The sequence below is a fragment of the Paraburkholderia sp. DHOC27 genome, assembly GCF_003429005.1.
Classification (GTDB): Bacteria; Pseudomonadota; Gammaproteobacteria; order Burkholderiales; family Burkholderiaceae; genus Paraburkholderia.
Genome location: NZ_QVQV01000001.1, coordinates 1,520,869 through 1,545,757, shown reverse-complemented (window position 1 = coordinate 1,545,757; position 24,889 = coordinate 1,520,869). Strand labels below are relative to the sequence as shown.

General features: G+C 62.4%; 16 protein-coding genes and 1 pseudogene. 5 read left to right on the top strand and 12 right to left on the bottom strand.

Features of this window, described 5'->3' with window-relative positions:
- Positions 1–2: 2 nt before the first annotated feature.
- The 4 genes from D0B32_RS06760 to D0B32_RS06745 all read right to left on the bottom strand — a co-directional run bounded on the left by D0B32_RS06760 (position 3) and on the right by D0B32_RS06745 (position 6,928).
- Entirely contained in the window at positions 3–1,547 is a 1,545-nt protein-coding gene (locus D0B32_RS06760; protein ID WP_117332963.1) for an efflux transporter outer membrane subunit, read from the bottom strand.
- A gap of 11 nt (positions 1,548–1,558) precedes the next feature.
- Complete coding sequence (locus D0B32_RS06755; protein WP_117332961.1) at positions 1,559–4,744, bottom strand: efflux RND transporter permease subunit; 3,186 nt, start codon at positions 4,742–4,744, stop codon at positions 1,559–1,561.
- A 65-nt stretch (positions 4,745–4,809) separates the two neighbouring features.
- Complete coding sequence (locus D0B32_RS06750) at positions 4,810–6,030, bottom strand: efflux RND transporter periplasmic adaptor subunit (RefSeq protein WP_117332958.1); 1,221 nt, start codon at positions 6,028–6,030, stop codon at positions 4,810–4,812.
- A 46-nt stretch (positions 6,031–6,076) separates the two neighbouring features.
- The gene (locus tag D0B32_RS06745; RefSeq protein WP_117333496.1) at positions 6,077–6,928 is read right to left on the bottom strand and encodes an alpha/beta hydrolase; all 852 of its coding nucleotides are present in this window, start codon (positions 6,926–6,928) and stop codon (positions 6,077–6,079) included.
- Positions 6,929–7,148: 220 nt separating this feature from the next.
- Here D0B32_RS06745 and D0B32_RS06740 point away from each other — a divergent pair, with 220 nt between their 5' ends.
- Complete coding sequence (locus D0B32_RS06740; RefSeq protein ID WP_117332956.1) at positions 7,149–8,153, top strand: LysR family transcriptional regulator; 1,005 nt, start codon at positions 7,149–7,151, stop codon at positions 8,151–8,153.
- Positions 8,154–8,579: 426 nt separating this feature from the next.
- Here the strand turns inward: D0B32_RS06740 and D0B32_RS06735 are convergent, their stop codons facing one another.
- Complete coding sequence (locus D0B32_RS06735) at positions 8,580–9,665, bottom strand: purine nucleoside permease (protein WP_117332954.1); 1,086 nt, start codon at positions 9,663–9,665, stop codon at positions 8,580–8,582.
- A gap of 151 nt (positions 9,666–9,816) precedes the next feature.
- On the opposite strand from D0B32_RS06735, the gene D0B32_RS06730 reads away from it, so the two are divergent.
- Entirely contained in the window at positions 9,817–10,797 is a 981-nt protein-coding gene (locus D0B32_RS06730; protein WP_117332952.1) for an aldo/keto reductase, read from the top strand.
- A gap of 90 nt (positions 10,798–10,887) precedes the next feature.
- Here D0B32_RS06730 and D0B32_RS06725 read toward each other — a convergent pair whose 3' ends face one another.
- The 6 genes from D0B32_RS06725 to D0B32_RS06700 form a co-directional block, all read right to left on the bottom strand.
- The gene (locus D0B32_RS06725; protein WP_117332950.1) at positions 10,888–11,805 is read right to left on the bottom strand and encodes a cation diffusion facilitator family transporter; all 918 of its coding nucleotides are present in this window, start codon (positions 11,803–11,805) and stop codon (positions 10,888–10,890) included.
- A complete protein-coding gene (gene selD / locus D0B32_RS06720) occupies positions 11,806–12,879 on the bottom strand; it encodes a selenide, water dikinase SelD (protein ID WP_117332948.1) in 1,074 nt (357 codons plus the stop codon).
- Positions 12,880–13,009: 130 nt separating this feature from the next.
- Positions 13,010–17,854: an NAD-glutamate dehydrogenase gene (locus tag D0B32_RS06715; protein ID WP_117332946.1), complete on the bottom strand. Its 4,845-nt coding sequence runs from the start codon at positions 17,852–17,854 to the stop codon at positions 13,010–13,012.
- A gap of 185 nt (positions 17,855–18,039) precedes the next feature.
- Positions 18,040–18,591 carry a DUF3455 domain-containing protein gene (locus D0B32_RS06710; RefSeq protein WP_310591180.1) on the bottom strand — a complete coding sequence of 184 codons (552 nt, stop codon included), beginning with the start codon at positions 18,589–18,591 and terminating at the stop codon, positions 18,040–18,042.
- A 30-nt stretch (positions 18,592–18,621) separates the two neighbouring features.
- Entirely contained in the window at positions 18,622–19,407 is a 786-nt protein-coding gene (locus D0B32_RS06705; protein WP_117332944.1) for an alpha/beta fold hydrolase, read from the bottom strand.
- On the bottom strand, positions 19,404–20,444 hold the full coding sequence (locus D0B32_RS06700) for a M14 family zinc carboxypeptidase (RefSeq protein WP_117332942.1): 1,041 nt from the start codon (positions 20,442–20,444) through the stop codon (positions 19,404–19,406). Before D0B32_RS06700 ends, D0B32_RS06705 begins: the two co-directional genes overlap by 4 nt.
- Positions 20,445–20,730: 286 nt before the next feature.
- On the opposite strand from D0B32_RS06700, the gene phnC reads away from it, so the two are divergent.
- The 3 genes and pseudogenes from phnC to phnE all read left to right on the top strand — a co-directional run bounded on the left by phnC (position 20,731) and on the right by phnE (position 23,441).
- Entirely contained in the window at positions 20,731–21,609 is an 879-nt protein-coding gene (gene phnC / locus D0B32_RS06695; RefSeq protein WP_181969755.1) for a phosphonate ABC transporter ATP-binding protein, read from the top strand.
- A gap of 46 nt (positions 21,610–21,655) precedes the next feature.
- A pseudogene (phnD, locus tag D0B32_RS06690) lies at positions 21,656–22,620 on the top strand (phosphonate ABC transporter substrate-binding protein).
- Positions 22,617–23,441: a phosphonate ABC transporter, permease protein PhnE gene (gene phnE, locus D0B32_RS06685; protein ID WP_117332938.1), complete on the top strand. Its 825-nt coding sequence runs from the start codon at positions 22,617–22,619 to the stop codon at positions 23,439–23,441. The pseudogene phnD and the gene phnE overlap by 4 nt, the downstream one beginning before the upstream one ends.
- Before the next feature lie 140 nt (positions 23,442–23,581).
- Here phnE and D0B32_RS06680 read toward each other — a convergent pair whose 3' ends face one another.
- On the bottom strand, positions 23,582–24,703 hold the full coding sequence (locus D0B32_RS06680; protein ID WP_117333494.1) for a porin: 1,122 nt from the start codon (positions 24,701–24,703) through the stop codon (positions 23,582–23,584).
- Between the last annotated feature and the right edge of the window lie 186 nt (positions 24,704–24,889).

The following is a 24,889-nucleotide window of genomic DNA, read 5'->3' as shown; positions in this document are numbered from 1 at the left end:
GCTTACTGCTTTGCTACCTGTTGCGGCGCGGGTTTCGGGTCCGCGTTGGAACCCACGGCCGTAGCCGGTGCATCGCCCCAGCCACCGCCCAGCGCACGGATCAGATTGACCGTCGAAACCGCCTGCGTGCCGGTCAAATGGCTCGCCTGTAATTGCGACTGCAACACCTGGCGCTGGCTGTCGATCACATCCAGATAGCTCACCTGCCCTTCCTGATACTGCGTCTGCGACAGATGCGAAGCACGTTGCGAAGCATTCACCGCATCGTTCTGGGCCTGGATCTGGGCATCGAGCAGACGCAGATCGGCGAGGTTGTCCTCCACTTCCTTGAACGCCACCAGCACCTGCTGACGATACTGCGCGACGTCTTCGTCATACTTGCCGCGTGCCTGCGCCAGATTCGCCTTGCGACGTCCACCGTCGAAGAGCGGCAGCGTGAGCGCCGTGCCCGCGAACGGTCCGAGCAGGAAGGTGCGGCTCGACCACATGAAGAGATCGCCCAGCGTCGCCGACTCATACCCGAACGCGCCCGTGATATCGAGCTTCGGGAAGAACGCCGACTTCGCCAGCCCCACGCGCGCGTTGGCCGCCGCCATCGCCCGCTCGGCCGCCGCGATGTCGGGGCGCCGTTCCAGCAGCGTGGACGGCAAACCGGCCGGCACACGCGTCACGACCGGCGCGAGCGGCGTCTCGGGGAACGAGAAATCCGCCGGCGGCTTGCCCAGCAGAATCGCCAGGCTGTGCTCGGAGGCCGCGCGTTGCCGCGCTACCCCTACCGCATCCGCACGCGCGCTCGCCAGTTCGTTGCGGGCCTGCGCCAGATCCAGTTCGCTGATATCGCCTTCGTTGAAGCGTCGCTGGATCAGCTTGAGTGTGTCCTCACGCAGGCTCACGGTCTGGCGGTACAGGTCCTGATCCGTATCGAGTTCGCGCAACTGGAAATAGTTTTGCGCCACGTCCGCCTGCAAGGCGAGTTGCACGGAACGGAACAACGCTTCGCTCTGCTGAGCATCTGCCGTTGCCGCGTTGACGTTCGAACCCACCCGGCCAAACAGATCCGTTTCGTACGACACCGTGCCTTGCGCGCGCCACAACGTCGTGGTTTCCGGCCCGTTGCTTTGCGGCAGGAATTGCGACGCCGACGACAGCGTCTCACGCGTCGGTCCAAAGCCCGCATCCAGCTTCGGGAACCAGTCCGAGCGTGCCGACTGCTGCAGGGCGCGCGATTGCTCGACGCGTGCCGCAGCCGCCTTCAAGTCCTGGTTGGCCGCGGCAGCCTGCTGTTCCAGATCGTTGAGCGCCGGGTCGTTGAAGACCGTCCACCATTGACCACGCAGCGCGTCGTCGGCAGGCTGCGCCGGCTTCCACGTGCCCGCATCCTGCGGCGCGATGGTTGCATCCTTCGTGGGCGCTTCCTTGAAGGCAGCGGGCGTGTCGACGTCGGGACGCTTGTAGGTCGGCTCGACCGAGCACGCCGCGAGCAGCGCCAGCAGCAAACCGCTCGCTGCCACGCGGCCCCACCCGCGTATTGATTCAAACCGTTGCATTGCTTTTCTCCTTAGGCGTCGGTGGCCGGCAGCGCGTAGTGCGGCGAATCTTTCTGCGCCACGTGAATCTTGCCGCCGGCAAGCGTACGCAGCACGACATAGAACACAGGCGTCAGCATCAGCCCGAACAGCGTCACGCCGAGCATGCCGAAGAACACCGCGATACCCATCGCATGACGCATCTCCGAACCCGCGCCGCTCGACAGCACCAGCGGCACCACGCCCATGATGAAAGCGATCGACGTCATCAGGATCGGACGCAGACGCATGCGGCTCGCCTCGATGGCGGCCGACAGCGGCGAGTGTCCGTCGTGTTCGAGTTCGCGGGCGAACTCGACGATCAGGATCGCGTTCTTCGACGCCAGCCCCACCAGCACCATCAAGCCGATCTGCGTGAAGATGTTGTTGTCGCCGTGCGTGAGCCACACACCCGTGAGGGCCGACAGCAGACTCATCGGCACGATCAGGATCACCGCGAGCGGCAAGGTCAGGCTTTCATACAGCGCCGCCAGCACGAGGAACACCAGCAGCACGCTGATCGGGAACACCCACATGCCCGCATTGCCGGCAATGATCTGTTGATACGTGAGGTCGGTCCATTCGAGCTTCACACCACGCGGCAAGGTTTCCGCCGCGACACGTTCCGCTGCGGCCTGTGCCTGACCCGACGAATAACCCGGAGCCGGGCCACCGTTGATGTCCGCAGCCGTGTAGCCGTTGTAGCGCACCACCATTTCCGGACCATAGGTCGGCGTCACCGTCACGAGTGACGACAACGGCACCATGTCACCCGCCGTGTTACGCGTCTTCAGTTGCAGGATGTCGTCCGCGTGTTGACGGAACGGCGCATCGGCCTGCACCCGCACCTGATAGACCCGGCCAAAGCGGTTGAAGTCGTTCACGTACAGCGAGCCCAGATAGATCTGCATGGTGTCGAATACATCCGTCACCGGCACGCCGAGCTGCTTCGCCTTCACACGGTCCAGATCCACGTTCAGTTGCGGCACGTTGATCTGATAGCTGGAGAACGTCGGTCCCAGTTCAGGCGTGGTAGCGGCCTTCTTGATGAACGCCTCCGTAGCCTTGTTCAGCTCGGCGTAACCCAGCGCACCGTGATCCTCCAGCTGCATCTTGAAGCCGCCGAGTGTGCCCAGGCCCAATACTGGCGGCGGTGGGAACACGGCCACGAACGAATCCTTGATCGCGCTGTACTGCTGGTTCAGCGCGCCGGCAATCGCGCCGGCCGAGAGTGCCTTGTCACCACGCTCCTTGAATGGCTTGAGCGTGACGAACACGATGCCCGCGCTCGAACTATTGGTGAAGCCGTTCACCGAGAGACCCGGGAACGCCACCGCGCTTTCCACGCCCGGCTGCTTCAGCGCAATCGCGCTCATGTCGCGAATCACGTTTTCCGTGCGGTCGAGCGAGGCCCCGTTAGGCAACTGCGCAAACGCGATCAGATACTCCTTGTCCTGCGCCGGCACGAAGCCGCCCGGCACCACGTGCGTAATCATGACGGTGGCGCCGAGCAGAATGGCGTAGATAGCCAGCATGCCGCCCTTACGGCGCAGCACGCCCTTGACGCCACGACCATAACCGTTCGAACCGCGCTGAAACACCTTGTTGAAGCCCGTGAAAAAGCGGCCCAGCAGACGGTTCATCACACGCGTGAGGAAGTCCGGCTTCTCGCCGTGACTGCGCAGCAGCATGGCCGAAAGCGCCGGCGACAACGTGAGCGAGTTGAATGCCGAGATCACCGTCGAGATCGCGATGGTCATCGCAAACTGCTTGTAGAACTGACCCGTGAGGCCCGTCATGAAAGCGAGCGGCACGAACACGGCCACCAGCGTGAGCGCAATGGCGATAATCGGCCCGCTCACTTCCTGCATGGCCTTATACGTCGCATCACGCGCACTCAAGCCGCTTTCGATGTTGCGCTCCACGTTCTCCACCACCACGATCGCATCGTCCACCACGATCCCGATGGCCAGCACCATGCCGAACAGCGACAGCGCATTGATAGAGAAGCCAAACGCCAGCAACAGGGAGAACGTGCCGACAATCGACACCGGTACGGCGATCAACGGAATGATCGACGCACGCCACGTTTGCAGGAACACGATCACCACGATCACGACCAGCGCGATGGCTTCGAGCAGCGTGTGAATCACCGCTTCGATACTCGAACGCACGAACTGGGTCGGGTCATAGACGATCTTGTAGTCCACGCCAGCTGGCATGTCCTCTTTCAGTTCCTTCATCTCCTCGCGCACCTGATCGGAAATGGCGAGCGAGTTCGCGCCTGGCGCCTGGTTGATGGCGAGCGCCACCGCCGACTTGTTGTCGAGCAGCGAACGCAGGCCATATTCCGACGCAGCCAGTTCGACGCGTGCGATGTCACGCAGATACGTCACACCACCATCCGGTGCCGTCTTGACGACGATATCGCCGAACTCGCCGGTGGTTTGCAGACGACCGCGCGCATTCACCGACAACTGCAACTGCGTACCCGGCACCGAGGGCGACGAACCAATCTGACCCGCGGCCACCTGAATGTTCTGCTCGCGAATCGCGTTGACGACATCCGTAGCGGTCAGGCCGCGCTGCGCGACTTTTTGCGGATCGAGCCACACGCGCATCGCGTAGTCACCCGAACCCCACAACTGCACTTCACCCACGCCCTGAATCCGTTCCAGCCGGTCCTTGACGTTGAGCACTGCGTAGTTGCGCAGATACGTCATGTCGTACTGGTTGTTCGGCGAGATCAGGTGCACCACCATCGTCAGCGTCGGCGAACTCTTGATGGTCGTCACGCCGAGCCGTTGCACGTCTTCCGGCAAACGCGGCAGCGCCTGGTTCACGCGGTTCTGCACCAGCTGTGTGGCGAGATCCGGATTGGTGCCGAGCTTGAAGGTGACCGTGAGCGTCAGATTGCCGTCGCTATTTGCCTGCGACTGCATATACAGCATGTTTTCCACGCCGTTGATCTGCTCTTCGAGCGGCGAAGCCACGGCTTCGGCGATGACCTTCGGATTGGCGCCCGGATACTGCGCGTGCACCACCACCGACGGCGGCACCACTTCGGGGTACTCGGAGATCGGCAGCTTGAAGAGCGAAATGACGCCCGCGAGCAGGATCAGGACCGATAGCACGCCCGCGAAGATCGGCCGGTCGATGAAGAATCTGGATATGTTCATGAGAGGCTCTTAAATGTGTAGCACCACAGTACAGCGCAAAGCAAGAAGCGATAAAACGCCTACGCTCACGAGCTCTTTTGCGACTTGGCGTGTCCTTGCGTCTCTGCAACCGAAGCGCTGTCCGGATCGGCATTGCCATCCATCGGCACGGCGTGGGCGCGCACGGTTTCGCCCGGACGCACACGTTGCGTACCGTTGACGACGATGCGTTCGCCGCTTTGCAGACCCGACTTGACCACGCGCAGATTGCCCTGCATCGCGCCGAGCTGCACTTCGCGATACGTGACCTGATCGCTCTTGTCGACCACGAACACGAACTTCTTGTCCTGATCCGTGCCAACCGCTGCGTCGTCGATCAGCAGCGCTGCGTGCGGGGCACTGCCGCTCACCTTGATACGGGCGTAGAGGCCTGGAATCAGCGTGCCGTCTGCGTTGTCGAAGCGGGCCCGCACGCGGATCGTGCCGGACGAGGTATCCAGCTGGTTGTCCACCGAATCGATCACACCTGTGCGCGAATAACCCGTCTCATCCGCGAGACCGAGTTGCACCGGCACCTTGTTGCCGTCCTTCTCGCGGCCGATGTACTGCAGGTAGGTTTGTTCATCGGCGTCGAACGATGCGTAGATCGGCGACACGGACACAAGCGTGGTCAGCGGCGGCGCACCGGCCCCCGCCGACACCACGTTACCCACCGTGATCTCCGCGCGCGACATGCGGCCCGACACGGGCGCCACCACCTTCGTGTAGCCCAGATTGATCTGCGCGGTTTCGAGCGCGGCCTGCGCGGCCTTGACGTTGGCGCTCGCGCTGCGCGCAGCGTTCTGCTTTTCGTCGTAGTCGCGTTTGGCGATGGCGTTATCGCCAATCAGGCGTTGCGCGCGCTCCCAGTCGCTTTGCGTATAACCGGCCTGCGCCTGCGCAGCGGCCAGTTGCGCGGCCGCGCGGTCCACTTCCGCCTGATACGGACGCGGATCGATCACGAACAGCGTGTCGCCTTTCTTCACGAGCGCGCCGTCCTTGAAGTTCACCGAGACGATCGTGCCGGACACCTGGGGACGCACCTGCACCTTCTCGACGGCTTCGAGACGGCCCGAGTAGGTCTGCCAGTCAGTGATGGTTTTGTCGATCACCGCAGCCACATCGACTTCCGGCACGATGGTCGGCGCGGCGTGGGCAGGCGAGCTCGCGTCGACGCGGATCGCGCCGAAAGTGCCGAGCCCGGCTATCACGACAACGCTTAGAACAGCTAGCGCCACACGAGGACGCGATACGGACAAGATAGACATGAAGTGACTCCCGGCTGTGTTGGTTATTGATTGAATTAATTGGGGTTCAGCGGTGGGCGCGCGCATCGAAACGCCACTGGAAAAAACGTACGGCTTCCTGCAGCGCGGCCGGATGGTCGGCGAGTTCCGCGTGCGAGACGCTCGGAAAACGCACCACCTGGGTCAGCACACCGGCATCGATCAGATTGCTGGCATATTTCTCGGCCTCCACGTGCAGCACGTCGTTCTGCGCGGTGGCGATCAGCGTGGCCGGCAAACCGGCAAGGCGCATCGATTCGAGCGGCGCCGCGTACGGGTGCATGCGTTGCGAGGCTTTCGGCAGATACGCGCGATAACACGCGGCGCATTCCTTCGCGGTGATGTCGGACCCAAGGCGCGCCTCGTCGCCAAGGCGCGTCAAACTCGGATCCAGCATCGGTCCAAACAGGGCCTGCGCACTGATGCGGACATCGCCGCGATCACGTGCAATAAAGGCGAGGCAGTTCGCCAGTTGACCGCCCGCGTCATGGCCCGCCACCCCGATGTGCTTCGTGTTGCCGCCGAATGCGCGGCCCCGCGTCTGCACCCACAGCGCCGCGCGGTGCGCGTCTTCGGGCGCCGCGGGAAACGGAAACTTCGGTGCGAGCGAGTAACCCACCGACACCACCAGCGCCGGCAGATGCTCGGCGAAATAACGCGCGGCGAAGTCGGCCTCGTCAATGGAGCCGCGCACGTAGCCGCCGCCGTGGAAATACATCAGCACCGGCAGCGCGCTTTTGCCTGCCTGACGGTAGAGACGCAAACCAATCTCCTGCGCGTGCCCCTCGATCGTCACGTCGGTAATATCGAGTGAACGATCGTCATCCACCCGGGCAACGCCAGGCGGCACAAAGGAGTACGGCGGTTTGAATGGATCCATGTCGAACGGCGCAATGCGCATAGAAATCGATGGTGCGAATTGTGGGTTCGGCAGATTCCTAAATAAATGCCTATAATCCGGCAACACAATTCGGTCCGCCCAAACAATCGAATCCGTCCCCCTGGTCAGTGGGCACGCCCGGCGCCACGCGCCGTGCGCTTCGATTCGATCGTTGTTCAATGGATATCGCGGACCGCCAGCCCCTTAATGGAGGTTAGTCATGGACCGTCTACAGGCCATGCAGGTGTTCACACGTGTCGTCGACACCAACAGCTTCACGCGGGCCGCGGAAACGCTCGATCTGCCGCGGGCTTCGGTCACCACCATCATTCAGAATCTGGAGTCGTTTCTCGGCACCCGTCTCATGCATCGCACGACGCGCCGTCTGTCGCTCACGCCGGATGGCGCGGCGTATTACGAGCGTTGCGTGCGCATTCTCGCGGACGTCGAAGAGACCGAAGCGAGCTTCCAGAGCGGCAACAAGAAGCCGCACGGCAAGCTGCGCATCGACATGCCGGGCTCGATTGGTCGCCTGCTGGTGATCCCTTCTCTGTGTGAATTCCACACGCGCTACCCGGATATCGACCTGCAACTCGGTTTGTCCGACCGGCCGGTCGATCTCTTGCAGGAGGGTGTGGACTGCGTGGTGCGGGTGGGCGAATTGCAGGATTCGTCGCTGGTGGCGCGCCGTATCGGCATTTTCGAAGGCGTCACGTGCGCGGCGCCCAGTTATCTGCAGCGCTTCGGCAATCCGCATTCGCTCGAAGATCTCGAGAACCACAAGGCGGTGAATTATTTTTCGAGCCGCACGGGCCGCATCATGGACTGGATGTTCAAGGTGGACGGCAAGGAGGTCGAGGTCAAGATGAAGGGCGTGGTGTCGGTCAACGACGCGGATGCCTACGTGACCTGCGGCCTTGAGGGCTTTGGCCTGATCCAGCCGCCGCTTTTCATGGTGCTGCCGCATCTGCAATCGGGCCAGCTGGTGGAAGTGCTGCCCGAGTTGAAGCCGATGCCCATGCCGATTTCCGCGGTCTATCCGCATAGCCGGCATCTGTCGCCGAAAGTGCGCGTGTTCGTGGACTGGATTGCCGAGCTGTTCGAGCGTTGCCCGCTGTTGAGCGGCCGCTGCACGCTCGACACGCCGTGTTCGAAGCGCACCTTCGAGGAGCGTGAATCGGCGCCGTCGCTCAATACGCCGGTGATGAACGAGTGGGTGGCTTAAAGCGGTAACGCGCGATCAGGGCGCGGGTCAAAACGGTTTAAAGCGCCCTTAAAAACGGCTTGAGAAGCGCGGTTTAGTGGATTCACTCAAGTCAGTTCAGCGCGGACTCCGGCCTTGCACCTGCCCGCCCGATCCGCGCTGAGCCCCGCCCAGCAAGGCAAACGCGCCCCTGCACAGCGATTGTTCCGCTTTCGCGACAATTCATTTCACCATTCGCCGGTTTATCCGCGCGCAGCCCACGTCTACATTTGACCCTGTCGCAGCACCCCACGTGCTGCAAGCAAATTGACAGGAGCACATCATGACCCCATCCGAACTGGATCACTGGAATAGCGATACCCCTGTGTGGACCCCGTTCCGTCACTAAGCGCGAAACGGTTTCCATGTAGTAAGGAGCCTTAAGCATCGGGTCGTACCGATCGTTGTTCAAGGTTTCGGAACACCTTCACGCCACTCGCTCCAGTGGGTCACGATCTGCTGGACGAGTGGATTTCCCGCTCGATAAAGATTGTCGAGCGCGATATCGAAGCCGCCTTGCGCGGCGTAATTCAGCAGATTATCCACACTGGTCTGGCCTTGATACGGCCGGTCGAAATCCGAGCCTGCACGCAATACCGCGACGCGGCTCAAGTCGACCCGATTCGCACTAGCCGCACGCTTCAGCGCTTCATAAGTCGCGTTATCTTCCTGCTGCGTCGTGCAGTAGACGCCCTTGCCGTCGGTAAGGATTTTGGTCCATTCGCGCGCCCGATCCCCGAGTTTCGTACCCGACCACCACGTATCGCCGCCTAGCGTGTCGCACTGGGTCACTTTGGGCGGCTGATTGGCGGGCGCGGAATCGAATTTGGCGCGGGCCGCCTGCGCCTGCGCGTTATCGGCGAGCGTGACGTTGCGCGACAACGCAAAGGCCGCGTCGGCGAGTTGCGGATTCAACTGGAACACTTCCGTACGGTAGTCGAGCGGCGGTTTATCCGTGGGGCTCTTCGTATTGATGCCGAGGTAGCCCGAGTTCCAGTCCGGCGGAATTTCGCGCGCGTCGATTTCCCATTGAATGCCGAAGTCCACCAGATACTTCGCCCACGCAGCGGTGCCGAGCGTGCCTTGCTGCGGGTCGATACCGGCGATTCCCGCCACCATGAAATACGTGTGCCGCAAATCGAAACGCGGCGAGAAACTCAACGCCATCATCGACGCCGCCGCATTGGCGTGCCCCATGCCGGTGGTCATCACGCAGACATCCTGCGCGTTGCAATGCACCTGCGGATAATCCGGCGAGAGGCCCTCCACCGTAATGGCCTGCCACGGGCCAAGGTGATCGAGCCACACCTTCCCTTCTGGTCCGAACATCGAGACGATCATCACCTTGACGTGACGCGTGCGTGGCACGGCTGCATGTCGTGCATTGCCTGGTGTGGCGTTTCCGGCTTCAGCATGGGCCGCCGGCAATAACGAAACACCGGCGAGCATGCCGAGGCTCAACGCCACACTTGCCGCGAGAATACGCTTCTGCATTGCTGGTTTTCCTTTGTTTAAATAAGCACGCGGCGTGAAATCCGCGCCATTTTGAAATATCCTGAACGTGGCAGGCGCTCTCGTGTGAATAGTAGCGCTACGCTTTCCATAATCGCAATTCAGAATTGTGCATCTCTACAGGAGTGAGGCAATGGACTATGTAAAACTGGGTCGTACGGGTCTCGACGTATCGCGTCTTTGTCTGGGTTGCATGACGTATGGCATTCCCGAGCGCGGTAATCATCCGTGGACGCTCGGTGAAAACGAGTCGCGCCCGTTCATCAAGCAGGCGCTCGATCACGGCATCAACTTCTTCGATACCGCCAACGTCTACTCCGATGGCACCAGCGAAGAGATCGTAGGCCGTGCGCTCAAGGACCTCGCCAAGCGCGATGAGATCGTGCTCGCCACCAAGGTGCATGGACGCATGCATGCGGGGCCGAACGGTATGGGCCTGTCGCGCAAGGTCATCATGGCGGAAATCGACGCGAGTCTGAAGCGTCTGGGCACAGACTATGTCGATCTTTACCAGATTCACCGCTGGGACTACACCACGCCCATCGAAGAAACGATGGAGGCGCTCCACGATGTCGTGAAGGCCGGTAAGGCGCGCTACATCGGCGCATCGTCCATGTACGCGTGGCAGTTCTCGAAGGCCCTGCACGTGGCCGAACAGCACGGCTGGACCCGCTTCGTGACGATGCAGAACTACGTCAATCTGCTCTATCGCGAAGAAGAGCGCGAAATGCTGCCGCTGTGCGAAAGCGAAGGCATTGGCGTGATTCCGTGGAGCCCGCTGGCGCGTGGCCGTCTTACGCGTGACTGGAACACCAGTAGCGCCCGTTCGGAAACCGATGAATTCGGCCGCTCGCTGTATGCGAACACCGAAGATACGGATCGCCGCATCGTCGAACGCGTGGGCGAGATTGCCACGGCGCGCGGTGTGCCGCGCGCCCAGGTGGCGCTTGCATGGGTGCTGCAAAAGAGCGCGATCAGCGCGCCGATCATCGGCGCCAGCAAGCCGCATCATCTGGACGATGCGGTTGCAGCGCTCTCACTCAAGCTCAGCGACGAGGAAATCAAACAGCTCGAAGAACTGTATGTGCCGCATGAGGTGACGGGCTTCAAGTAAGCGCTTAACCTCGCGTTGTGTGTCAATGCGCAGACGCGGTCTTTGTTGAGTTGATCACTGAGTTGACCACTAAGTTGACCACTAAGTTGATCACCGAGCCCGCTCGCTGCGCGGCACGTCGGGCTCGAAAAACACCCAGCGAACCTGCGGAAACGTTTCCTGCAGGTTCGCTTCGATCACGTTGATCGCATCGACCATCGCGCGGCCGCTGTCGTATTCGATCATCTCTGCCTGCACCGCCACCACCACCTCGCGTCCCCATTGCAGCGTAATCAGATTGATGATGCTGCGGATTTCGCTGCGGGCCCGCAGATGCGCTTCGATCGCGCCCCGCACTTCCGGTCCCGCCGACTCGCCGACGATCATCGACTTCACTTCGCGCGCCACGAGGCAGGCAATCACCATCAGCAGTAGGCCCACACCAATCGAGCCGAGCGCATCGAAAAGCGGATTGCCCGTGATCATGGTGAGCAGCACCGCGACGAACGCGATGGCGAGGCCCGCGAGTGCCGCGATGTCTTCACCCGCCACCACCAGCAGATCGGATTCGCGCGTTTCGCGAAACCAGCGCCACATCGACTTGTCGGGATGCGTCTTGCGAATCTCGCGGATCGCACCCATCAGCGATAAGGTTTCGAGCACCACCGAAACGCCCAGCACCGCCAGCGCGACGAACGCATAGGTCAGCGGCTCGCGGGCGAACAGACGATGAATGCCCTCGTACACGGAAAACGCCCCGCCGACGAAAAACAGCAGCAGCGCCACCAGCAGCGAATAAAAATTGATCTCGCGCCCTGCTCCCATTGGATGCAACGGGCTAGGCGGTCGGCGCGCCTCGCGCAGACCGAACAGCAGCAGGAGTTGATTGCCGCAGTCGGCGGTAGAGTGAATGGCCTCGGCGAACATCGAACCGGACTGCGTGAACGCCGCTGCAGCGAACTTGCAGATGGCGATCCCGAGGTTGGCAGCGAGGGCGTAGAAGATGGCTTTCGGCGATTCCTCTTTCAATCAGGCCACCTCGACGCGCGGCTTGCCGTCGCTCACGTCACGCATTTCGCCGATCACCGCGACATCATCGAAACCGTCGGCGCGGAAAATGGCCAGCACGTCGTCGACGGCATCCGGTGCGCACGCCACCAGCAAACCGCCGGAAGTCTGCGGATCAGTCAGGAGTGCCTGGGCAACCGCGGGCAGGCCATCGCTCAAGCGAATGCTCTCGCCATACGAGGCCCAGTTACGCCCCGACGCGCCCGTTATCACGCCTGCGGCCGCAAAGGCTTCGACGCCCGCGATCCACGGCAAATCCGCGTAATGCAAATGCGCGCTCAAACCCGCACCGCGCGCCAGTTCCAGCGTATGGCCGAGCAGACCGAAGCCCGTCACGTCCGTCAATGCATGCACGCCTGGCAACGCGGCCAGTTCGGTGCCCGGACGATTTAGTTTGGTGGTGTGCGCAATCATCGCGGCATAGCCCGCGTCGTCCAGCTGATTTTTCTTCAACGCCGCCGACAGCACGCCCACGCCCAGCGGTTTGCCGAGCACCAGTACGTCGCCCGCCTTCGCGGCCGCGTTGCGTTTGACGCGCTGTGGATGCACCACACCGAGTGCCGCGAGTCCGTAGATGGGTTCGACCGAATCAATGGAATGACCGCCCGCCACCGGAATGCCCGCCTGGGTGCACACATCCTCGCCGCCGCGCAGCACGGCCGCAATCACGTCATGCGGCAGCACATTGATGGGCATGCCGACCAGCGCCAGGGCGAGAATCGGTTTGCCGCCCATGGCGTAGACATCCGAGAGTGCATTGGTCGCGGCGATGCGGCCGAAATCATACGGATCGTCGACGATCGGCATGAAGAAGTCGGTCGTGGCCACGATGGCCTGCTCGTCGTTCAGGCGGTAGACCGCCGCGTCGTCAGCCGTTTCGGTGCCCACCAGCAGGTCGGGGAAGGCCGGCAGCGGCACGCTGCGTTTGAGCAGATCGGACAGGACGCCCGGCGCGATCTTGCAGCCGCAGCCGCCACCATGCGAGAGGCTGGTGAGGCGCGGCACAGCGGGATTAAGGACAGCGTGGTCGGTCATGGCGGGACAAAGATGAAAGGTGAAGTGGGAAAGACAATAGCCGTATTATGGGCAATCCGGGCGACATGCGTCCAACCGGCACGCCACCCGTTCATTTTCCACCATCACAACGGGCGTTTTGACGAACGCCCTAACAGCGCTCCAAAGACGCCATTTCCCGCACGATAACCAGCAGCGTGGCCAGGCTCGCACCGCCCGTGGCGCGCAGATCTGCCAGCAAACGCGCGTAGCGCTCCAGCGGCACTGCGCGGCGTGCCTGCCAGGCTTCGACGAGTTCATCGGGCGTGGACGATTCCGTGGCGCCCGCCAGCGCACTGGTCGTCAGCGCACGCTTGAGCCGCGCGAGTTCCGCGAGCGCCGCCGCCCGCGCGAGCATGTCCCAATGCGTGGGCGCTGGCAGCGCGTTGGCGCGCTCGGCAATCCAGCCGTAGTTCAGTTGCGTGCCGAGCGCGAAATACACGCCCGCCACCAGTTCGAGACTGCGGCCACAGGTGGCGGCCACCTCGGCGATATCGAGCAGCGCCGCAGAAATTTCCCCGCTCGCCACCCGCACCGCGAGTTCGCTGTCCACGCCGGCATCCACGAGTACGCGTTGCCGCTCCGAGAGCGCGTCCAGGTCCGCGGCCGGCAGCAGCGTGGGCCATTGCGACGCGAGCCGTTGCGCGGCGTCACGGCAACGCGCCAGCAGACCCGCCACGTCCGTCACGGCACCGGATTGCAATTGCCGCAGGAACCACAGCGCCGAGCGCTCCACCAACCGCGCGACTTCGACGAACATGCGCGCCTGCACGTCGTCGGCCACGCGGTTATCCAGTGCGTCGATGCTGCACCAGACGTCGTCCAGATCGAACACGTCGCGCGCCATGATGCAGGCTCGCACGATCTCGCCTGGCTCTGCGTCCGTCTCCTCCATCAGGCGGTGCACGAATTCAAGGCCGACGCGATTCACGAGCGCATTGGTCAGATACGTGGCGAGAATTTCACGCCGCAGCGGATGACGGTGCATCGGTTCGCTGAAGCGCTCGCGCAGCGGGTTGGGGAAATACTCGATCAACATGCCGCTCACCAGCGGGTCTTCCGGCATGCTGGAGTCCAGCAGCGCGTCGTACAGCCACATCTTGCTGTAGGCGAGCAGCACGGCGCGCTCGGGCGAGGTCAAGCCCTGTTTCGCCGCCAGCCGCTCGGCGATCTCTTCGTCCGTAGGCAGAAATTCGATCACGCGATTCAACCGCCCGGCCCGTTCGAGCCAGCGCATGAAGCGTGTTTCCGCGTCAAACAGTTCGACGCTGTAGCGCCCCGCAATCGACAACGCCTGCGTCTGGTAGTAATTGTCCTGTAGCACCAGCAGGCCCACTTCATCGGTCATCGCGGCCAGTTGTGCGTTACGCTGCTTCTCGGTCATCTCGCCTTCGCTCACCACCAGCCCGAGCAGAATCTTGATGTTTACTTCGTGATCCGAACAATCGACGCCTGCCGAGTTATCAATCGCATCCGTATTGATCCGGCCACCCTTCAACGCAAACTCGATGCGGCCGAGTTGCGTGAGGCCGAGGTTGCCCCCTTCGGCCACGACCTTGCAACGCAAGTCCGCGCCGTTCACGCGCACGGCGTCATTGGCGCGATCGCCCACCTGCAAATGCGTCTCGCGGCTTGCCTTCACATACGTGCCAATGCCGCCGTTGTAGAGCAGGTCCACCGGCGCCTGCAAAATGGCGCGAATCAGTTCATTCGGCGCAAGCGCGGCCACGTTGATACCCAACACCGTTTGCATCGCGGCAGAGACCGGCACCGTCTTGGCAGCGCGCGGAAAAATACCGCCGCCCGCGGATATTACCGAAGGGTCGTAGTCCGCCCAACTGGAGCGTTCGAGCTGGAACAGGCGGGCGCGTTCCGCCAGACTCGCGGCAGGGTCCGGGTTCGGATCGAGGAAGATGTGACGGTGATCGAATGCAGCCACCAGTTTGATATGCGGCGACAGCAGCATGCCGTTGCCGAACACGTCGCCCGACATATCGCCCACGCCTACCACGGTGAAATCCGTGGTCTGGGTATCGACGCCCATCTCGCGGAAATGCCGCTTGACCGACTCCCACGCGCCACGCGCCGTGATTGCCATTTTCTTGTGGTCGTAGCCCACCGAGCCGCCCGATGCAAACGCGTCGTCGAGCCAGAAGCCGTATTCGTGGGAGATGGCGTTGGCGTAGTCGGAGAACGTTGCCGTGCCCTTGTCGGCTGCCACGACCAGATACGGATCATCCGGGTCGTGACGCACCACGTCCGGCGGTGGCACGATTTCGGTGCCGGCGAGGTTGTCGGTCAGATCGAGCAGGCCGCGCAAAAAGGTCTGATAGCAGGCAATGCCTTCGCGCATCCACGCTTCGCGGTCAGTCGGCGGCGGCGGGTTCTTCACCACGAAGCCCCCTTTCGATCCCACCGGCACGATCACCACGTTTTTCACCATCTGCGCTTTCATCAGACCCAGCACTTCCGTGCGGAAGTCTTCGCGCCGGTCCGACCAGCGCAGGCCGCCGCGCGCCACGCGTCCACCGCGCAGATGCACCCCTTCCACGCGCGGCGAATACACCCAGATCTCGAACATCGGCTTGGGTTCCGGCAAGCCCGGCACGTGTGCGGGATTGAACTTGAACGACAGGTAAGGCTTCGGCGCGCCGTGCTCATCGAGCCGGTAGTAGTTGGTGCGCTCGGTTGCCTTGATGGTGCCGAGAAACTGCCGCAGGATACGATCCTCGTCGAGGTTCGGCACCTGGTCGAGCGCGGTATCGATCCATTTCAGCAGCAGTTCGACGCGGGCATCGCGCGAATCGGCCGCTTTGGGATCGAAGCGCGCCACGAAGAGTTCGACCAGCTTGCGCGCAATTGCCGGATTGCCGGTCAGCGCACGCTCGATATACGCGTCGCTAAAGGTGGAGCCCACCTGGCGCAGATACTTGGCATACGCCCGCAGAATCGTCACCTCACGCGCCCCGAGTTGCGCGCGCAACACGAGCCGGTTGAAATCGTCGCTCTCTATTTCGCCGGTCCACACCTGCTGGAAGGCGTCCTCGAAAAGATCCTTCACGCGCTCGATATCGAACTCCGTATCGTCCGCCAGTTCGAGTCCAAAATCGTGCACCCACGCGGGCGTCGCCCCCACTGATTCGATCAGATAAGGCCGCTCTTCATCGACCCGCACGCCGAGATGTTCGAGCATCGGCAAACTGCGCGACAGCGCAATAGGATGATTGGCGCGGTACACCTTAAAGCGAAATGCGCGCGGCCCCGCTTCGATGGGACGATACAGGTTCATCGCGATGCGCTCGCTGCCCTGCAACGGTTCTATCAGTTCGATATCACGCACTGCGGTACGCGCCGGGTAATCATCGCGATAGCCGGCAGGAAACGAATCGGCGTACTGCTGCAACAGGCGGTTGCCCTGCTCTTCGCCAAACGCATCGAGCAGCGCATCGGCCAGATCGTCCTGCCAGCGTCGCGTCACCTGTACGAGCCGCGCTTCGAGTTCGCGCGTGTCCACCTCGGGCATCGCACCCGGTTCGGCATGCACGACGAAATGAATCCGCGCGAGTGTCGACTCGGAGAGGAGCGGCGTGAACTCCACACTCGCACCGTTGAACGCGCCCATCAACAGCTTCGCGATGCGCCGCCGCAAGTCGGTGTTGTACTTGTCGCGCGGCACGAACACCAGACACGACACGAAGCGGTCGAAACGATCGCGCCGCACGAAGAGCCGCGTGCGCTGATGCTCCTGCAAACGCAGCACGCCGAGTGCGATGTCGTAAAGCTGATCTTCTTCGGCCTGAAACAGTTCGTCGCGTGGATAGGTTTCGAGCACTGTCACGAGCGATTTCGCCAGATGCCCCTTCGGCAGGAAACCCGCCCGTCTGACGATGTTCGCGCATTTGCGCCGCACAATCGGAATTTCCGCAGCCGAAACGAAATACGCCGTGGACGTGTAGAGCCCAATGAAACGCCGCTCGCCGATGGTCTTGCCATCCGCGCCGGTGAGCTTGATGCCGACGTAATCCAGATAGCCCGGGCGATGCACGGTGGCGCGTGAATTCGCTTTGGTCAGGAAAATTGGCGAGGCCGCCGTGATGATCTGCGCGGCGGCGGGCGGCAGCGGCGTGATCTCCGTCGCGTTCACGGGCCGCAGCGTCTCGCGCAGAATGCCGAGTCCCGAGGCAGCCACCGCACGCAGACCAAAGCCGCCGTCATGCGAAACCAGTTCGTAGTCGCGCTGACCGAGAAACGTGAAATGGTTATCCACCATCCATTCGAGGAAGGCCCGCGCTTCAGCGCCTTCTACGCCGTGGTCGTGCGCTTTCATGTTCTTGATGGTGGCGCGCGCCATGTCGACGATTTTCGGCCAGTCCTCCACCGCTGCTCGCACATCGCCCAGCACTTTGGCGATGTCGTCTCTCAGCTCGGCGAGTTTTGCGGCATCGCCGCATCGATCCACTTCGAAGTGAATGAACGACGCCAGTTGTGAATGACCGTCGTCGCCATCCTGAACGCTCTGCGCGCCCATGCCGACGCGGACGATGCTGCCGTCGGCGCCGCGCCAGATGCGAAACACCGGATGCACGACAGAGTGCAGCGCGAGGCCGAGCCGGTTGACCGCCATCGACACCGAATCGACCAGAAACGGCATGTCGTCGTTGACGATTTCGATGACCGTATGGTCCGAATGCCAGCCGTGCTGCTCGAGGATGGGGTTGTAGACGCGCAGCCGTTCGCTGCCCGCCACGAAGCGCTGCGCCGTTTGCCAGTGCGCCAGCGCGGCGCCGTATAGATCGGCAATGGTCCGGCTTTGCAGATCGTCGGCGTCGACGAAATCGTAGTAGTGCAGCAAGAAGGGTTCGACGACAGCGAAGGCCGGCTGCGGCAATCGCTCCCGCGCGAATTCGATGACATCGTTCAGCAGGTGCGCGACGGATTCTTCGTTCTTGGCTTGCATGATCTCCTCCACTGCGGGCGGCAATCTATTGCGTCGTCAGAACCGGATTATGCGCCCGATCACTGAAACCCGATGTGCATCCGCACATCGACTCTCCTTCAGCGCGCCTCGCCTTGCAGCGCTGCGCGAACCGTCACACGGCACGGCATGCAGCACTATGCCTGCGTGCCGGTTCGATCGTTGCCTTACTCGAGAAACAGATATTCCGCGAGGTAAGGACTGCGTCCCTCCTCGCCTTCCTGCGTGCAGGGTGCGCTCGGCGCGACACCGCCACGGGTGGCGAGCCGCTGCACGTAGCGTACGTTGGCGAGCATCCCCGGACCACCCGCATTGGTGGCCTGCAACAACAACAGCGGAATGCTGTCCGCCTGATCCGTATTCGCCGCCTGCTTGAGCACCTTGCCGGTGATCTTGCTGCCGTCCGTGGCCTGCCACGAAGGTCCGGCACCGTGCTTGACGACCAGTTGTCCGGCCGCGTCGTACAGGTCCGCGCTCGGCGCCTTGAAGACCCACGCAAGCTGCTGGTTCGCGTCGCGCTTGCAGACATAGACTTGCGTGCCGCTTGCCTTGAGCGCCGCCACCACGTGGGTCGTCTCCGCAGGTGTCAGCATGTCGGGCACCACGGCTTGTGTCTGTGCCTGGGCCGCGCCAGGCAACATGACCGAACTTGCCAGCAGTGCCGATCCAATGCTGCAAACACACGCCAGCGAGCGGCGCGAAATCAAACGTAAAGCCATGCGGTGTTCTCCTTGAGGTCTGTTCATCAATCAAAACGTATTCTGTTCGGTGCCCGCCGCGTGCGGCAGTGCCGCCAGCCACGCGCCCACACGCTCACTCGTCCACACGGGATCGTCGTGCGGCAGATCGTGCCCGGCCCACTCATGCTGCGCATGCGTGGCGCCCCACGCCGCTGCCAGCTTCGCCGAGCACACCGGATTCACCAGGCGGTCTTGTGCCGACGACAGAATTAGCGTTGCGCAGCGCGGCACCACGGGCCCCGCATCGAAACGCGCGGCGGCCCATAGCTGACGCAACGCGTTGGCACGGCTCACGGGCGCGCTCTCGCGAATCGCGGCCCACTCGGCAAGATCGGCTGCCTGCGTTTCACGTTGATTGCAGGTCAGTTGATGAATCACTGCCTCGGCTTCCGGTGCGCGTGTCCATTGCGTCGCAAGGCGCAGCAGTGGCGGCCATGCAGACGGTCGCAGCCGTTCCGGTGCGCGGCTAAACGGCCGCATGCTGGTATTGATCAACACCAGCCGCTCGATTTCAGCGGGAAATTGCTGTGCCCACGCGGTCGCGACCATACCGCCCAGCGACATGGCCAGCACACGGTAAGGACCAGGCACGCCGCTCTGCAACACGCCAAGCCGTACCGACGACACCACGCGCGCCACTTCGGCAGGCGCACGCAACGCGGTGAGCGTGCCGTTGCCGGGCAGATCCAGCGGCAAGAGACGTTCTGCCTGCACCGCTTCGCGCAGCCGCGCAGGAAAAGTGCCCCAGTGACGGGTCTCACGCGTGAGTCCGCGCAGCAGTATCCACGTGCTCATACGGGCTTGGTCCGATACCAGTGTTCAATCGCGGTCTGCAGCAGTTGCAGACGTTCGGCGCCATGTGGCAGCCAGCGCTGCGAGGCAAACGCCGCGCGCGTCAGGAAATCGAGCAGGTTCGCATGACGCCGCAGCACGCGCGCCGTGCGATGCGCCTTCACCGGATTGAACATGCCCTGACGCGAAAACAGCTGGCGCGGATTCTTCTTGATCCACAACCACGAACCGAGTTCGAGCGTCATGGGCAGGAATACGTTGGGTGCCGGCGTGCGATCGTACGCGTAGTCCCATAGATCGCCATGCAGCAGATATTGATGGCTTTGCGGTTCGAACGCGTAGCCATGATGGGGATGCGCGCGTTCGAACATCGTCTTGAGCGCGTACATCTCCGGCAGATGCGGCATCAGCTTGCGCGTGCGCGCATACGGAAACCAGATGCTGTCGCTCCAGCCGTAGCCCGAGTGGCAATCGAGCGCGAAGCTGAGCGGCCGCGAGGCGAGTTCTTCCTGCACCAGCCGCACCAGCGCCGCTGCTTCCACTTCCATTGGCGCGCCGACCTTGCCGCGATACCAGGGCAACCACGGACCTACGCGCTGGCCGCCGGCCAGTGGCGGCACACGTTCATCGGCATCCTGCGGCGCGTTGCGCATCAGATCCACGCCGTTCGGATTGGCACGCGTCGCGGCCCACATGCCGCCGGGATTGCAGATGGGCATAAAGATCAGACGAATGGACTGCAGTTGGCGCATCAGCACTTCGTCCCATTCGAGCCGCGACAGCAACGCACGCATGTAGTCGAGCACGAGTTGCGTGCCGATGCGCTCCAGCCCGTGGATGCCGCCAAAGAAACCGATCGCGGGCGCGAGCGGATCGCTCGAGCCAATGCTCGCCGTCTGCACCGGGAAGGTCCGGCCGTGCACCTTCGCCTCGCACAGGGTGCGGACATCGAAACTCGCGCGCCCCGCCGCGAGAATCGTTTTGAGTTCTTCGTACTCCGCAAAGGTGTCCGGAAGAAGACTGAGAGCCTTAGCCTGCATGGCGACGCCGGATGTCCGAATGTAATTGCAAGGTTATTGGGGACGGCACGCGATCTTTTCAGCAATATAGCGTGTTCGCGGCCGATCCTAGATGACGATACGCATTTAGGTGCAGCGCGCGCATGACATGTCATGCGCGTGTCACATCGCTGCTGCAGGTGATGCGTGCAACGTCGCGCGTTTTTGCATCCTCAAAGATATAGTCGTCTAGACGTTGAGATACCTTCACTCAACCGTCACAGAGGCTTCCTAGAATGTGCAACACGTTCCGGCAGTGGCCGGATGCATCGACGGGGTACGCATGGAAGCAATCCGCATCGAACGTCTGAGCAAGACGTTCACGAACGGCCGCAAGGCACTCGACGAAATCGATCTACGCGTCGCACCCGGCGAGATGGTGGCGCTGATCGGCGCCTCGGGTTCGGGCAAATCGACCTTGCTGCGGCACATCGCGGGCTTCACCGTCTCCGATCCGCAGCCGTCGCAGATCTCGATTCTCGGCCGCCCAATTCAGCAAAACGGCCGCCTCGTGCGCGAAGTGCGGCGCATTCGCCGCGATATCGGTTTCGTGTTCCAGCAGTTCAATCTGGTCAACCGGCTCTCGGTTCAAGCCAACGTGCTGATCGGCGCGCTGTCGCGCCTGCCGTTCTGGCGGCGCGTGATTGGCCGTTTCCCGCGCGACGAACGCGCGCTTTCACTTGCCGCGCTCGGTGAAGTCGGGATTGCCGAACATGCGCAGGAACGCGCCTCGACGCTCTCCGGCGGTCAGCAGCAACGCGCGGCGCTCGCGCGTGCGCTGGTGCAGCGTGCGCGCATCGTGCTCGCGGACGAGCCGATTGCCTCGCTGGACCCGGAATCGTCGCGCCGCGTGATGGACATGCTGCGCGTACTGAATCGCGATCACGGTCTGACCGTGCTGGTTTCGCTGCATCAGGTGGACATCGCCATGCAGTATTGCCCGCGCACGGTTGCGCTGCGCCAGGGCAAGATCGTCTATGACGGTCCGTCCGCCGCGCTCACACCAGTTCTGCTCCAGCAGCTTTATGGCGACGACGTCCGCGAACTGTACGAGGAAACCGCCAACGGCACGGCAACGCCGCCCGCCAGCGCGCCGCTTGCGCAGCAGCGTTACGCGTTCGCGCTCGACCCCGTGCACTCTGCCTGATCCGTCGCGCCGTCTTTTTTCACATCAGCCCACTGGATTGACCACCATGAAATTCCTGCGCTCACTGATCGCCGGCGCGGCCGCGTTCGCCTGTCTCGCGGCCCACGCCGAAGATCTCAGCCTCGGCATCATCTCCACGGATTCGTCCGCTGTGCTCGCCCAACGCTGGCAACCGCTGGTGGACGACATGAGCAAGCAAACCGGCCTGCAAATCAAGGCCTATTTCGCCACGGACTACGCCGGCATCATCGAAGCCATGCGCTTTAACAAGGTGCAGGTCGGTTACTTCGGCAACGCCTCGGCAATGGAAGCGGTGGATCGCGCCAACGGAGAAGTCTTTGCGCGTGTGGTGTATGCAAACGGCGCGACGGGCTACAAGTCCGTGTTGATCACCAACGTCAACAGCCGCTTCAAGACGCTCGACGATGTATTCAAGAACACCAAGACGTCACGCTCGGATTTGGTGATCCGAACTCCACCTCCGGCACGCTGATTCCTGGCTACTACCTGTTCGCCAAACACAACACGCCGGTGAATACGTCGTTCAAGGCCGTGTTGCCGTCGAGCCACCAGGCCAACATGCTCGCCGTGATCAACAACAAGATCGACATTGCGACCAACAACACCGATCTGCTCGACTCGCTCAAGCGCGATCACCCGGACAAGTTCGCGCAGGTTCGCGTGCTGTGGGAATCGTCGGAGATCGCCTCGGACCCGCTGGTGTGGCGCAAGGATCTGCCGCAGGCCACCAAGGACAAGGTGCGAACGTTCTTCCTGAACTACGGCAAGAAAGATCCGCATGAAAAGGCCGTGATGATGGCGATTACGGGCTACGGCGGCTTTGCACCCTCTACCGATGCGCAGTTGCTGCCGATCCGCCAGATTTCGCTGTATCAGCAGAAGCAGAAGGTCGAGACCGACACGCATCTGTCGGACGACGATCGCAAGACGCAACTCGCCGCGCTCGACGCGAAGCTGAGCGCGTTGAACACCGCGACGCCCAAGCCATGAGCGCCGCCGACTTCGCCGCCACACGCCCGACGCCGCCGGTCGCGCCACCCGCCGCTCAGGATACGGGCAAGCGGAGCTGGTGGTCGCTGCTCGGCTGGGTTGCCGTGATCGTCGTGCTGGGCGTGGGCTGGCATGGCGCGGACATGCGGCCGCTCGATCTGTGGTCGGACGCCGGCAACATGGGCCAGTTCGCCAAGGACTTCTTCCCGCCGAATTTCGCGGAATGGCGCACGTATGTGCACGAAATGTACGTGACGATTTCGGTGGCGGTGTGGGGGACAGTGCTGTCGCTGGTGTGCGCCGTGCCGTGCGGTCTGATGTGTGCGCGCAACATGGCGCCGCAGTGGGTCGTGCAGCCGGTGCGCCGCCTGATGGACGCCTGTCGCGCCATCAATGAAATGGTGTTCGCGATGCTGTTCATCGTCGCGGTTGGACTCGGCCCGTTTGCCGGCGTACTCGCGCTGTGGGTGCATACCACCGGCGTGCTGGCCAAGCTGTTCGCCGAGGCGGTCGAAGCCATTGATCCGCGTCCCGCCGAAGGCGTGCGTGCAACCGGCGCGACCGGGCTCGACGAGATCATCTACGCCGTGCTGCCGCAGGTCATGCCGCTGTGGATTTCGTATGCGCTCTATCGCTTCGAATCGAACGTGCGCTCGGCGATGGTGGTGGGCATGGTGGGCGCGGGTGGGATCGGCGTGGTGCTGTACGAGTCGATCCGCTCGTTCGACTATGCGTCCACTGCCGCCGTGCTGATCATGGTGATCGTCGTCGTGACTGCCATCGATCTCGCCTCCGCGTGGCTGCGTGAAAAAGTAATCTGAAACCGTTCGGGCGCGAAAAAAAAGGCGCAATTCCGTAAAGAATTGCGCCGTCACGCGCCTCTCAATGCGACGTGAAAAATGGCCGGCTACGCGAGGCTAGAGCGCAGCCGGCCAATTACGTCTAATTGCATCCCATCACATTAGAACGAGTGCTGAATACCGGCATACACGCCAGTTTGCGTGTGACCCTGCACCGGGTTTTCGTTGTACACGCCATCGGTCAGGCCGCCAGGGCCTTCGCTGTTCGCATCGAGACCGAAGTTCGCCGTCGAGCTGTTACGCACCTGGGCAATCTGGATATCGAACAACGTCCGCTTGGACAGGTTATACGAGCCGCCAACCGTATAAATGGTGGCGTTGCCGCCGCCATTGTTCGTGTTGACGTGGTAAACCGCTGCGATCAACGCGGCCGCCGGCGTTGCCTGGTAGGTCACGCCGCCCCACTCCATATCCGCCGTGGTCGGTGCAGTCGGCGAACCGGCCGGCGTCACGACACCACCCGAAGTGCGCTCAGCCGTGAACGCGGCTTGTACCTTGACCTTGCCGAGGAACAGATTGGCACCGGCAAAGTATTCACGCGAAGCGGTGAACGGGTTGTCCAGTTGACCGTTGAGCGGGTCGCGGATTTCGTCGTAGATGCCGCGCAACTGGAACAGCGAATTCGTGTACGTGAGTTGCAGGCCGTCGGTGCGTCCGGTGGCTGCACCCGCCACGCCTTCGTTGAAGTTGGTCGAGTTGCCGAGACCATACTGACCGTAAACGTCGACACCATCGATCTTCGGCGACTGATACGAAATATTGTTGCTGGTGTGTTCCCAGTTACGGCCACGCACGAGCGACGCCGACGACCAGTTCGACTGGCCGAACGGATCGAAGTCCCAGTCGCCGTTGGCGATCTGCAACTGACGGCCCAACAACGCAGTACCGAAGGTGTTATTCGACAAGCCTACGTTCGCAATCCGGTCGAACAGCGATCCGGACAGCCCCAGTTGACCCGTAGCAGTACTAAACGCGCCTTCCAACTGAAAAACCGCCGCATTACCACCACCCAGATCCTCAGAGCCTTTCAAACCCCACAGGCTCGTGCCCCAGTCGCCGCTTTCCTGACGCCAGCGCGAGTTGGAACCCGTACCGTTGTTACCCGGTAAACCGCTCATATACTCGATGCCCGCATCCAGGCGGCCATACAGCGTCACGCTCGTCTGAGCCTGCGCTGCCACGCCGGCCGACATCAGCGCGACGGCCAGCAAAGTCCTTTTCATCGTCATCCTCTCCTCCATACCAATCAAAGAAAACAGCCACTACAAGTCATACAGCCAGCACCGGACCGCGCCGGGCAGGCGTCGAATTTTTATTCGGGGGTTCACAAGGGGCATGTGCGGAAGACAAAACGGTGCCCGCGCGGGCGTGCGTTCACGCCGCGTCTCTTCGCGTTTTGCGGTTCCTGG